Raw genomic sequence first — 12,644 nt, 5'->3', positions numbered from 1 at the left:
GTCAGACAAAATCCGCTGTGATCGCCGAAGGCGATCAGGGAACATTGATATACTTATGGATCTGCAGCGACATCGTCCATTCGGGATGATCCTTGATATACTCCGTGATCAGTGGCGTCATTTCTGCGCTGCGTTCCCATTCCGGCTGCAGGTACAGCTTGCAGTGCTTGCCGGCTAAAGCAGCGTATTTTTCCGCCCAGGCGAAATCCGTTTTGTTGAAGATCACCACTTTCAGTTCATGCGCGGCCTTGCAGATCTCCGGCAGGGGCGCTTTGAATTTCTTGGGCGATAAAGTGATCCAGTCCCATTTACCGCTGAGGGGTGAGGAGCCGGAGGTTTCAATATGTGTATGAAATCCCTGTTTATGCAGGGAACGGGTAAGTGCATCAAGATGATGCAGCAGCGGCTCGCCACCTGTGATCACCGCAATGCGGCCCGGGTACGCGGCGGCTTCCGTTACAATATCGGAAACAGCTACCTGCGGATGTTTGTCTGCATCCCAGCTGTCTTTTACATCGCACCACACACAACCTACATCGCAGCCGCCCAGCCTGATGAAATAGGCTGCACGGCCCTGGTGATAGCCTTCTCCCTGGATGGTGTAAAAACGCTCCATCACGGGGAGGGTATCGGTATTAATATTTATTGTTGTTACAGACATGTCTTACTTCACAAAGGTCCGGTTTTTTTAGCGTCCGGCTGCATTTAATGCTAATCAGGTATGTTAGTTCATACTTCCTCTCAAACCAATGGCGGAATGATAGGTGTTTTTAAGTAATGCAGCAATGGTCATGGGGCCTACGCCTCCCGGTACCGGGCTGATGTAGCTGCATTTAGGCGCCACTTCGTCAAACTTCACATCACCTTTCAGGCGGAAACCGCTTTTCTTGCTGGCATCTTCTACCCGGTTAATACCTACATCCACAATTACAGCGCCTTCTTTCACCATATCGGCCGTTACAAAATCCGGGCGGCCTATAGCGGCAATGATAATATCTGCCTGCCGGCAAATTTCAGCCAGGTTATGTGTCTGCGAGTGGGTAAGGGTAACGGTGCAGTTACCAGGATTGGTATTGCGGCTCAGTAAAATACTCATAGGCGTGCCTACAATATGGCTGCGGCCTATCACCACGGCATGTTTTCCTTTGGTAGGAATGTTGTAATGCTCCAGCATCAGCATAATACCATAAGGGGTAGCAGGAATAAATGCAGGCAGTCCGCTTACCATTTTACCTACGTTCATGGGATGAAAGCCATCCACATCCTTGCTCGGATCAATGGTATTGATCACCAGCTCTTCGTTGATATGTTTGGGTAATGGTAACTGAACCAGGATTCCATCCACATCCGGGTTTTCATTCAGCAGAATGATCTGGTCCAGCAGATGCTTCTCAGAGATCTGCGCATCAAAACGCAGCAGCGTTGAATTGTAACCGCATTCTGCACATGATTTTACTTTGGATGCTACGTAGGTTTCACTTGCCGGATTATTACCTACCAATATGGCTGCCAGGTGAGGGACCTTTTTCCCAGCGGCCTTCAATTCAGCCACCTTGGCGGCTAATTGGGCTTTTATAGCCTCAGAAACGAGTTTACCGTCTAAAATTTGCATGTGCAAAGGTAAGAAAAAGCTGTATCTAACCAGCTATGTGGTCAGCTTTTTGGCCGGTAGGGGAATAATGAGGTCCGAAGATCCAGCAAAACAAGCCCCGTAAAGGAACTTGTTTTGCTCAGGCATTGCGCCCGTCAGGAACTTACGAGTGGTTCAGTGGAAATTATAAGGCAAAACTTGAATATAAATCTTCTTGTTGATATATGCAACGGAAGAGTCAGATCACAGGGTGTTATTAAATTTTGGGCGCGGCATCCAGGATTTCCGGTGCGGATGCGCCTGCATATTTTTCAAAATTGCGGATGAACTGACCGGCCAGATCCTTTACCTGCCTGTCGTACGCCGCTTTATCTTCCCAGGTATTACGCGGGTCCAGGATATCGGATGGAACGCCCTGGCAATGATCGGGCATAGCAAAACCGAATACAGGATGGGGGTGGAAAGCTGCCTTATCAAGACTTCCGTTCAACGCGGCAGTGATCATGGCGCGGGTATACGACAACTTCATCCGGCTGCCGGTGCCATACGCACCACCGGTCCACCCGGTGTTCACCAGCCATACGTTAACGTCGTATTTGCGCATTCTTTCACCCAGCATCTGCGCGTACTGCGCGGGATGCAATGGCAGGAATGGTGCGCCAAAACAAGCGCTGAACGTGGATTTAGGTTCGGTAATGCCCGCTTCGGTACCGGCTACTTTTGCGGTATAACCGGAAATGAACTGGTACATCGCCTGTCCCGGCGATAGCTTTGATACCGGTGGTAATACGCCATAGGCGTCGCAGGTAAGGAAGAATATATTTTTGGGAATACCTCCTATGGCAGGTTCCAGTGCATTTTCGATATAAGGCAGCGGGTAAGATACACGGGTGTTTTCCGTGATCGAACAATCTGCATAATTCACCGTATGAGTGCCGGGGAAAAAGCCAATGTTTTCCAGCAGCGCGCCTTCACGCACAGCATGAAATATCTGTGGTTCCTTTTCTTCAGAAAGATCAATGCACTTTGCATAGCAACCGCCTTCAAAATTGAATACGCCGGTGGCCGTCCAGCCATGTTCGTCATCTCCTATCAGCTTGCGTGTAGGATCTGCGCTCAGCGTGGTTTTACCGGTACCGCTCAAACCGAAGAAAATAGCTGTATCGCCGTCTTCTCCTATATTGGCGGAGCAATGCATGCTCAATACATTTTTGTTATGCGGCAGTTCATAATTCAGGATGGTGAAAATACCTTTCTTGATTTCCCCGGTATAAGCGCTGCCGCCTATGAGGATGATCTTTTTAGTGAAGTTCACTACGGAGAAATTCTGTTGCCGGGTTCCGTCTGTGGCGGGATCCGCCAGGCAGCCGGGCGCCTGGATCACGGTCCAGCCGGTGTGTATTTCATCCAGTTCATCTTCCGAAGGACGTAAAAACATGTTGTAGGCAAACAGGCTTGACCACGGCAGTTCTGTAATCACTTTGATGTTAACGCGGTAGTCCTGGTCGGCGCAGGCATAGCAATCGCGTACCCACACTTCTTTTCCGCTGAAATAACGGGTGATCCTGCTGTATAAACGATCAAAATTTTCTTCAGAGATGGGGAGATTAAAATCGTTCCAGTTAACAGTGTCTGTTGTGATGTTGTCTTTTACAATGAATTTGTCTTTAGGTGAGCGGCCGGTATATGTTCCGGTGTTTACAGCCAATGCCCCTGTATCGGCATATACTCCCTGTTTACGGGCTACCGTTTGTTCCGCCAGTTGTTCGGGTGAAAGTTGGTAATAGACGTTCGCTACGTTCTCTATGCCAAGTCCCCGTAAGTCAGCAACAGGATTCCTTACGCTACTTATTTGCATAAAAGCAAGATTGTTTTGGTGTATAGGCAAAACTAGCGATTTTTTGATATTGTCAAATTCTATAGGTGTTATACCATTGAAATTTAGAAATTTGTTACCGCTTTAGGGGTGATCATTGCGATATCTTCAAAATGTGTGTTGTTCATCGCCGGATTGTCTAACCACAATCGGGAGAATATACTATTAATTAGTTGTAAGGAAATATTAGTACGATTTTGTCATTTAATGTTGCAGATATTGACCGATTTGCTAATTCAAACCATTTTCACATTTCTACATCCCGAATTTTACATAGGTTTGAAGCCACATTTGAAATTAAGCGACATGAAGAATCTGCCTTTGGATCCGCAGCTGTTTGTAAAGAACCGCCAGCGTTTTGTGGCTAAAATGCAGCCGCAGTCTATAGCTATTATCAATTCCAACGACGAACTGCCCACCAATGGCGACGCCTTGTACAAGTTCAAACAGAACTCAGACCTGTATTGGCTTACAGGTATCGACCAGGAAGATACGATGGTAGTGCTGTTTCCCGATAACCCGGATCCTAAATACCGTGAAGTACTGGTATTGGTGCGACCCAACGAATTAAAGGAAAAATGGGACGGGCACCGGTTACGCAAAGACGAAGCCTACGCTGTATCCGGTATGTCTACCGTAATATGGCTCGATAGCCTGGATGCGCTTTTACAACAGTGGATCAACGATGCGGCCAACATCTACCTGAATACCAACGAAAATAACCGCAAGGCAAACCTGGTGCCGGTAAGGGATTACCGTTACGCACAGGAAATGAAAGAACGTTATCCCCTGCATAATTACCTGCGTGCAGCTGTTCTCTTTAAAGAATTGCGCGCAGTAAAAACACCGGAAGAAATTAAAGTAATGCAGGAAGCCATGGATATCACGGAAAAAGCTTTCCGCCGCCTGCTGAAATTTATTAAACCGGGTGTATGGGAACATGAGATCCATGCGGAAATTATGCACGAATTTCTGCGTAACCGCTCTGCCGGCGAAGCTTATGGTTCCATCATCGCCTCCGGCGACCGCGCACGTACCCTTCATTACATTTCCAATAACCAGGAGTGTAAAGACGGGGAAGTGATCCTGATGGATTTTGGTGCGGAATACGGCGGATACAATGCCGATCTTACCCGCTCAGTGCCTGTAAATGGTAAGTTTTCACCGCGGCAGCGCCAGGTATATGACGCCTGCCTGCACCTGCATAACTATGCCAAATCCATTCTCCGCCCGGGTATTACCATCGCCAAATACCATGAAATGGTAGGAGAGGAAGCCACTAAACAATTCATAAAAATAGGACTGCTCACGGAAGAACAGGTGAAAAACCAGGACCCGGAAACACCGGCCTACCGCAAATACCTGTACCATGGTATTTCCCATCATCTCGGTGTGGATGTGCATGACCTCGGACCTTCTTTCCATCAGCCTATCCCGGTAGGCGCGGTAATGACCATCGAACCAGGTATTTATATTGAAGAAGAACAACTGGGTATACGCATCGAAAACAATATCTGGCTCACTGCCGAAGGTAATGTAGACCTGATGAAGAATATTCCCATCACCGCCGATGAAATTGAAGCCCTGATGGCAAAATAACAGTGATGATGATTTATGATTATCCTGGTAAGCAAAGATTAAAAGACAATATTCTATCTTCGCTCACCAGGATAATCACAAATCATCATAATCATAGTTAATGAAACAATTACCGAATATTCTTACCCTATGTAACCTCTTTTGCGGTGCGCTGGCCATTATCTGCATCCTGCACGCTCCTGAATACCGCGCGGAGATTAACGGTGCCGACTATACGATTATCAGCCCTGAACCGGTTTACTGGGCTTCCGCCCTGGTAGTGATTGCAGGGATCTTTGATTTTTTTGATGGTATGGCAGCCCGTCTTCTCAGGGTATCCGGCCCTATGGGAAAAGAACTGGATTCGCTGGCAGATGTAGTTACCTTTGGCGTGGTACCGGGCATGATGCTGTACCGTCTCCTGCGCAGCGCCTATTTTCAGCAACCCGATGTTTTTGATGTGTCTGTCATAAACCTGGCCCCGACCTTACTGGTACCTTGTTTCGCCGCTTATCGCCTCGCTAAGTTCAATATCGATACCCGGCAGTCGGAAAATTTCATCGGGGTGCCTACTCCTGCGGTAGCCCTGCTGGTAGCCTCTTTCCCCATGATCGTTTTATTTAACCCGTTCAACCTGGCGCACTGGTTCCAGAACATCTGGGTGCTGTATATCACCATTGCCCTGCTATGTTACCTGATGGTGGCCGAAATTCCCATGATCAGCCTGAAATTCAAAAGCAAAAGCCTGGCCGCCAACTGGCCCCGCTTCCTGCTGATCCTCCTTACCATTGTAAGCATACCATTCCTGAAGTTTGCTGCCGTTCCTTTTATATTTGTTTGTTACGTAATATTATCGGTAGCAGTACCGCCGAAAATAGAAGCGGTTTAACATTCTGGATTTTTTGATGTAGGTTTGCGGCAAAATTTCTAGCACAATGACTTTTACTGCACATATCAATGTGATGCCACTGAAAGAATTATTAGATCCGCAAGGTAAAGCGGTAATGAGTGGTCTCAAGAACCTCGGCCTGGGCCAGGTACAAGATGTACGTATTGGTAAACACATTACTCTGCAAATTGAAGCCGCCAGCCAGGAAGAAGCAAGGCAGATCGCTGAAAATGCCTGCCAGAAACTGCTGGCAAACCAGGTAATGGAATCTTTTGAAGTACAAATACAATAATTAATTGCGGGTTACGGATAACGGAGCTGTGGGGAGATAACTGGAAATGTCTCCGGGCTGCATCTCCCCACACATTCGTAATTCGTAATTCGTAATTAAATTATGAAATTATATCTCGTTCCATCTCCCATCGGTAACCTCGCCGATATTACCTACCGGGCCGTAAAAGTGCTGGAAGAAGCAGACCTGATCCTCGCGGAAGATACCCGTACTTCCAGTGTGCTGCTGCGGCATTACCAGATCAATAAGCCGGTTACACCCTACCATCAGCATAATGAGCATAAAATAGTGCAACATCTCCTGCAACAGCTGCAGGATGGTAAAACAATGGCCCTGCTCACAGACGCCGGTACACCGGGCGTATCTGATCCCGGCTTCCTGCTGGTAAGAGAATGTACCCGCGCAGGCGTACCGGTAGAATGCCTCCCCGGCGCCACCGCCTTTGTGCCCGCACTGGTGAACAGCGGCATCCCCATGACCCGCTTTGCCTTTGAAGGCTTCTTCCCCCTCAAAAAAGGCCGTCATACCCTCTTCACAAAACTGGCTACGGAAGAACGCACCATCGTTTTCTACGAGTCGCCCATGAGACTACTCAGAACCCTCGCCGACCTGATCCAGTACTTCGGACCAGACCGCCAATGCTGCGTTTGCCGCGAACTCACTAAAATGTTCGAGGAAAATAAACGCGGTACGCTGCAGGAAGTACACGATTACTTCAAAGAAAAAGGCGTAAAAGGAGAAATTGTAGTAGTGGTACAAGGCGTTGAATAATTATTTTTAACTTCCCATAAGTTGCTGACATACCCTTGTCACCCAGGTGCTGTTGTTTTGTATAACAAATCATTTAGCCATGCCCGTTACTGATATCGCTGCATTGCGACTGCAACACCAGCAGTTGATCAAAACCTCTTTCAAAAAGCCACAGGACCTCGTGGCTTATTTCGGCGCCATGCAGGCACAGGAACACGCCAACAGCAAATGGGGCATTGGGGTAAGGCTTCCCGGCAGCACAGATGCAGCTATAGAAAAAGCTATCCGCAATAAATCTATTATCCGCACTACCGTATTCCGTGGTACCCTGCACCTGGTAGCCGCGGCAGACGTGCGCTGGATGTTACAGCTCATCGCTCCTGCTATAAAAACCCGCATGGGCAGCATGATGCGTAAACTGGAAATGGATGAAGCCCTCCTGCTGAAAACTACCCAACACATCGTCAAAGCACTGCAGGGAGGGAATCACCTCACCCGCAAAGAACTCATTACCCTCCTGCAGGGAAAAGGTATCAATACAGACGATCACCGTATGAACCACATCATTTACCACGCTGCTGTAAACGGTATTATCTGTAACGGCCCCCTGAACGGTAAACAGTTTACCTACACACTGCTGGATGAATGGCTTCCCGGCGCCACTGCATACAATAAACAAACATCGCTGGTAACCCTTGCCAAACGCTATTTCACCAGCCATGGCCCCGCTACCTTAGCCGATTTCTCCCAATGGGCCGGTTTGCCCGTTACCGATGCGAAAGCCGGACTGGAAGGTGCGCAACCTGCATTAAGATCGCTGGAAGTGAATAACACCACTTACTGGATGGGACCGGGGAAAAAACAAACGGCTCCCGATACGGCATTACTGCTTCCTGCCTTCGATGAATACTTTATCGGCTATAAAGACCGCAGCACACTGATAGACATGCAGTTTGCAAAAAAAGTAATGACTGTTAACGGTATTTTCAACCCTATCATGGTCAGTAATGGCCAGGTCGCCGGTACCTGGAAACGCACGTTTAAAAAAGATAGCGTAGCCATTATTACAGACCCGTTTAAACCACTCAAAAAAGCCGCCCTTAAAGCATTTGAGCCTGCTGCACAACAGTATGCGGATTTTCTCGGGCTCACCCTCAGTAGTTTCTCCTGATGGCTGTTGCATTCATCAAATATCAATGGCAAATCGCTAAATGATCCTTATTTTAGCTGCTTAAACCAAATGAAACGGAATGAAGTACCGGGTTACAACAGGCAGCTGTATGGCCATTGCTTTGCTGGCAGGCAGCTGGTTAAAGTTAAGCGCTCAGTCGGACCGCTGGCAGCAGAGAGTTAAGTACACAATGGATGTGAAGGTGGATGCACCGGCTAACCAGTTCAAGGGGCAACAACACCTTGAATATTACAACAACTCCCCCGATACATTAAAGAAGGTTTTTTATCACCTCTACTGGAACGCTTTTCAGCCCGGCAGTATGATGGATGTACGCAGCCGTGAACTCGGTAAAATTGTACTTGGAAAAGACAGGAATGGCAACGAGCGCCGGGACTGGGACAACCGTGTACGCGACCGTATCTCCAAACTGACACCCGACGAAATAGGCTACCAGAAAATCATCTCCCTGAAACGCGATGGAAAACCGCAGGACTTTAAAGTAGTGGAAACTATCCTGGAAGTGCCGCTGGATAAGCCGATCCTGCCACATTCCAAAGCGGTATTTGATATGGAATTTGCTTCGCAGGTGCCTGTACAGATCCGCCGCAGCGGCCGTAATAATTCGGAAGGCGTTGACTTTTCCATGGCGCAGTGGTATCCTAAAATGTGTGAATACGATTACGAAGGATGGCATGCCACTCCTTATATTGCCCGCGAATTTTATGGTGTGTGGGGCGACTATGACGTTAAGATCACCATCGATAAAAAATACACCATAGGCGGTACCGGTTACCTGCAAAATCCAGATCAGATTGGTCACGGATATGAAAAACCCGGCGCCAAAGTAACACCGCCCACCGGCAATACACTCACCTGGCATTTCATAGCGCCCAATGTGCATGATTTCATGTGGGCAGCCGACGCGGACTATAAACACATCACGCAGAAAGTAGATGGCTTTACCGCCCACTTCTTTTACATCGATAATCAATTCACCCACGATACCTGGCCGCAGCTGGCAAAAATGATCCCTGCCGCCTATGCCTATATCAAAGCACACTACGGCGCTTATCCTTATGAACAATATTCTTTCATACAAGGAGGCGACGGTGGTATGGAATACCCGATGGGCACCCTTATTATGGGCAACGGTAAAATGAATGGCCTGTATGGTGTAGCCATGCATGAATGGATGCATAGCTGGTACCAGGGAATGCTGGCCACCAACGAAAGCCTGTACCCATGGATGGATGAAGGCTTTACCACCTTTGCGGAAAATAACGTGATCTATAACACCATTGATTCACTGAAAGGACGCAATGCGCAGGAAGATTCCTATGCAGGTTATTTCGCACTGGCAAGAAGCCCGTATGAAGAACCTGCCAGCACACATGCCGATCACTTTAATACCAACTTTGGTTACAGCCTTACCGCTTATTCCAAAGGCGCGGTGTTCCTGGAACAGCTGGGCTATATCATTGGAGCTAAGAACCGCGATAATGGCCTGCTGCGCTATTATAACGAATGGCGTTTCAAACATCCTAATGTAAATGATTTTGTGCGCGTAATGGAAAAAGAAAGCGGTATTGAGCTGGACTGGTACAAGCAATATTTTATCAACGCCGTGAAGCATATCGACTATGGTATCGATAGTGTTTTTGCAAAAGGCAATAAAACAGTGGTACGTTTACGCAAAATAGGATATATGCCTATGCCCGTTGATTTTATGGTAACCGATAAAAACGGTAATAAAGTGCTGCATTATATCCCGTTGTCTATCATGTATGGTGAAAAACCCAATGAGTACCCGGATGTAAAACGTATAGTCGATCCCGTTTGGTACTGGACAAACCCGGTTTATGAAGTGGAACTGGATACCCCGCTCTCCGACATCAGAGAGCTGGAAATAGATCCGAGCCAGCGTATGGCGGATGTGGACAGGAGTAATAATAAAGCGGTGTCTTAAAAAAGAAACACAGTTAATAAACGGTACCGGGATATTAGCAGTATCCCGGTATTTTTTTATGGCTGCGGGAGTAAAGCTGCGGCCTGCCGTTCTCCTTCCTCCATCATTTCCTTCATCGCCTGCGGTATAAATTCCAGTCCGCCCATTTGTACATCCAGTGCCTTTTCCGGGCGAATGATATGCAGTTTTACCTTTCTTTTTCCATTGAATGGATTGGCAGCAGGCGTATCAAAATACCGTGCTATATCAGCGGCGCTGATACCTGCTTTTTCCAGGTTATTCTTTACTGCATCAAGATAGGTGAGTGCGTTGTTGATAAGCTGTGTTATGTGAATATCAGTGGCAGCTATTTCATTGGTGTTGTTATCCACATGCTGTTCCAGGATATCGAGCAGGTTTTTAAATAAGATGTCATCTTCGCCGGGCGTTTCGGGGGTGAGAAGGATCACATAGATTTCCGTGGCGCCTTTTTCTATAGCCAGTTTCACGGGGTGGTAATGAGCGCCTCCGGCATTGGTGAACTGTTGTACATGATCGGGGAGAGAGGCCACTTCCACCGGTGGCATAAATACCGGCATACTGCAGGCCGCCTGCATGGCCTCCCGGAAAGTGTAATTATCGTGCAGGGATATTACATCATAATCTTTTGTTACTGTATCCGTACCCGACGGGGAAAAGTAGGTAATGCGGTTGGTTTGCAGGCAACGGGCGCTCACAAATATTTCCTTGTTCAGTTGTTGCAATGTACGGAAACGGGTATCCGTAAATATATTGGTGATCTTATGTGTAAGGGCGGTAGCGTTGTAAAGGGAATTGTTTTGCGGGAAGCGCTGCAGCATGGTGCCGGTACTTACCAGGTCGGCGGTGGTGTTGCTGGTGAATAATTTTTCCAGCAATGTTATTTCGCCCAAAGCTGCCAGGGGCGCAATTAATGAGCTGATGCCGGTGCCGCAGAAAAAGTCGAAATCAATGGTTGGTTGCAGGGAGTATAAGTACTTCAGAGCGCCAACAGCAAAAGCTGCCCTGGAGCCGCCGCCACTGATGACTAATGCAGTTGTAGCCATGAGGTTTCTTTAGTAGCGACAATTTAACTAAAAAATTAAAATATCAGTTGTTGTAATTGATTTTCCCAGGTATGGCCCTGTAATTCCTGGTCTTTTAATTTTCCCAGGTGGTGTTCATTGTGATGTGCAATAAAATACAGCATCTCGCGGACGGTAAGTTTACCAAGCAGGGGGTGTGGAAGGCGGTACCTGTCCAGGTCTGCTTCCGACCAGCCGGCCAGTTTGTTGATTAATTTATTTTTCTGGAGAAGAAAACCCTGTATTAATGCAGGGCGCTGCGCGGGGTAGATCACGCCGGGCTGGTAAGCCCTGGTGGACTTTGCCCCGGCATTCAATACCCGCTGGTAGTCTGTTACCAGCTGATCATATGATCGTGACGGGATTGCACTGCTGCCAAAATAAAGCAGGGTCACTTTAGGAAATCCCAATGCGCTGCTTACCGGCCTGGTGGATTTTATGAGATGATCCAGCTGCTGGCCGGCAGACCACTTACCATAAGGAGAAGCGGTAAAACGTATATCCGGCAACGTATTCACAAAATCCACGAAGTTGTCGAAACTGGTATGTAATAGAGATTTGATCTCGTGCTGGTTCAGGTACATAGGAAACAATTTAGAGGGTTTCAAATACACAATACCTGGCTTTGTAAAACAATATACCCGGGCCACTGCATTCTCTTTTGAAGTTACGTCAGATTTGCGAGCCGGCCAATAGCTATTTATATATAAAATGAATTTATGTATAATAAAATTGCCATGTAGCCCGGGAATATTGATCAGCTATGAAGAAAAACTTAAATTATTCCAGCACAGCGCATTCAAAGCCTTGTTTTTGAACGAATTCTATAATAATATTCTCTTCCACCTGGAGGTCGGCAATGCGTAATACCTTATCGCAGTCGTCCAGGTCTACATGGCAGGCGCCTACCGGAAAGCTGGAAGCTATGGCCCGGATCATCTGCTGGCGTTCTTCCGGGCTGCCTATATTGGTTTTGAATATTCCTATCATCGCACAATGTTTTTAGTGTGATTCTTTTTCGTCGTTCTGAGGGACTTCAGGGTCGCGGTAGGGGCCACGTCCACGTTCCCGGTCACTGCGTTCCTGGTCACGGTCGCCGCGGTCGCGGTACCAGTCGTCGCGTCTCCATCCTTCAAAGCCGGTTCTGCAGCGGTTGCGCAGTTGTTCCCGCATTTTTTCCTGCTCTTCCGGTGTCATATTGGCCATCCGTTCTTTCAGGCGGGCCTTCCATTCGCGGCCCCGGTTAAATTTATCGTGATGATTGTGGTGCCATCCGAAAAGCAGCTTGCCCAGTAGTAAAAGTCCCAGTGCCTGCCAGAAAGTGATCACCGGCCCATGGAACAGTTCAGGAACCAGGCAGTTCCATAACAACATGGTAGCAAATCCTACCGCTGTAATGAACAGTGCGCCGAGTACTATAAATTTGAGTACCTGCAGACCACCTCT

13 protein-coding genes are annotated in these 12,644 nt (G+C 47.7%); 6 read left to right on the top strand and 7 right to left on the bottom strand.

The annotated features are described in order from the left end of the window. Positions 1-34: 34 nt before the first annotated feature. The 3 genes from VN105_RS07135 to pckA all read right to left on the bottom strand — a co-directional run bounded on the left by VN105_RS07135 (position 35) and on the right by pckA (position 3,449). On the bottom strand, positions 35-661 hold the full coding sequence (locus tag VN105_RS07135; protein ID WP_325639326.1) for a 7-carboxy-7-deazaguanine synthase QueE: 627 nt from the start codon (positions 659-661) through the stop codon (positions 35-37). 63 nt (positions 662-724) lie between these two features. Next, the gene (gene folD / locus VN105_RS07130; RefSeq protein ID WP_325639324.1) at positions 725-1,612 is read right to left on the bottom strand and encodes a bifunctional methylenetetrahydrofolate dehydrogenase/methenyltetrahydrofolate cyclohydrolase FolD; all 888 of its coding nucleotides are present in this window, start codon (positions 1,610-1,612) and stop codon (positions 725-727) included. Positions 1,613-1,847: 235 nt separating this feature from the next. Beyond that, complete coding sequence (pckA, locus tag VN105_RS07125) at positions 1,848-3,449, bottom strand: phosphoenolpyruvate carboxykinase (ATP) (RefSeq protein ID WP_325639322.1); 1,602 nt, start codon at positions 3,447-3,449, stop codon at positions 1,848-1,850. A gap of 324 nt (positions 3,450-3,773) precedes the next feature. Between pckA and VN105_RS07120 the strand changes: the two genes are divergently transcribed. From VN105_RS07120 to VN105_RS07095, 6 genes are all read left to right on the top strand, one after another. Continuing rightward, complete coding sequence (locus VN105_RS07120; protein WP_325639320.1) at positions 3,774-5,066, top strand: aminopeptidase P N-terminal domain-containing protein; 1,293 nt, start codon at positions 3,774-3,776, stop codon at positions 5,064-5,066. A 100-nt stretch (positions 5,067-5,166) separates the two neighbouring features. After that, the gene (locus VN105_RS07115; protein WP_325639318.1) at positions 5,167-5,934 is read left to right on the top strand and encodes a CDP-alcohol phosphatidyltransferase family protein; all 768 of its coding nucleotides are present in this window, start codon (positions 5,167-5,169) and stop codon (positions 5,932-5,934) included. 46 nt (positions 5,935-5,980) lie between these two features. Next, positions 5,981-6,226 (top strand): phosphoribosylformylglycinamidine synthase subunit PurS, encoded by a 246-nt coding sequence (purS, locus tag VN105_RS07110; RefSeq protein ID WP_142683702.1) that lies wholly within the window; start codon positions 5,981-5,983, stop codon positions 6,224-6,226. Between the two features lie 102 nt (positions 6,227-6,328). After that, positions 6,329-6,997, top strand: a complete 669-nt coding sequence (rsmI, locus tag VN105_RS07105; RefSeq protein ID WP_325639316.1) for a 16S rRNA (cytidine(1402)-2'-O)-methyltransferase — start codon at positions 6,329-6,331, stop codon at positions 6,995-6,997. Between the two features lie 79 nt (positions 6,998-7,076). Next, positions 7,077-8,147 carry a winged helix DNA-binding domain-containing protein gene (locus VN105_RS07100; RefSeq protein ID WP_325639314.1) on the top strand — a complete coding sequence of 357 codons (1,071 nt, stop codon included), beginning with the start codon at positions 7,077-7,079 and terminating at the stop codon, positions 8,145-8,147. A gap of 79 nt (positions 8,148-8,226) precedes the next feature. Continuing rightward, positions 8,227-10,116, top strand: a complete 1,890-nt coding sequence (locus tag VN105_RS07095) for a M1 family metallopeptidase (protein ID WP_325639312.1) — start codon at positions 8,227-8,229, stop codon at positions 10,114-10,116. A 56-nt stretch (positions 10,117-10,172) separates the two neighbouring features. Here the strand turns inward: VN105_RS07095 and VN105_RS07090 are convergent, their stop codons facing one another. From VN105_RS07090 to VN105_RS07075, 4 genes are all read right to left on the bottom strand, one after another. Further along, positions 10,173-11,180 carry a patatin-like phospholipase family protein gene (locus tag VN105_RS07090; RefSeq protein ID WP_325639311.1) on the bottom strand — a complete coding sequence of 336 codons (1,008 nt, stop codon included), beginning with the start codon at positions 11,178-11,180 and terminating at the stop codon, positions 10,173-10,175. Between the two features lie 35 nt (positions 11,181-11,215). After that, positions 11,216-11,782, bottom strand: a complete 567-nt coding sequence (locus tag VN105_RS07085; RefSeq protein WP_325639309.1) for a DinB family protein — start codon at positions 11,780-11,782, stop codon at positions 11,216-11,218. A gap of 196 nt (positions 11,783-11,978) precedes the next feature. After that, on the bottom strand, positions 11,979-12,188 hold the full coding sequence (locus tag VN105_RS07080; RefSeq protein ID WP_142683697.1) for a hypothetical protein: 210 nt from the start codon (positions 12,186-12,188) through the stop codon (positions 11,979-11,981). Between the two features lie 12 nt (positions 12,189-12,200). Further along, the coding region (locus VN105_RS07075; protein ID WP_325639305.1) for a hypothetical protein at positions 12,201-12,644 on the bottom strand (444 nt) is incomplete at its 5' end.

Source organism: Chitinophaga sp. (assembly GCF_035564935.1).
GTDB lineage: Bacteria > Bacteroidota > Bacteroidia > Chitinophagales > Chitinophagaceae > Chitinophaga.
The sequence above is the reverse complement of the archived record's forward strand: the minus strand, read 5'-3'. Positions and strand labels throughout refer to the sequence as shown.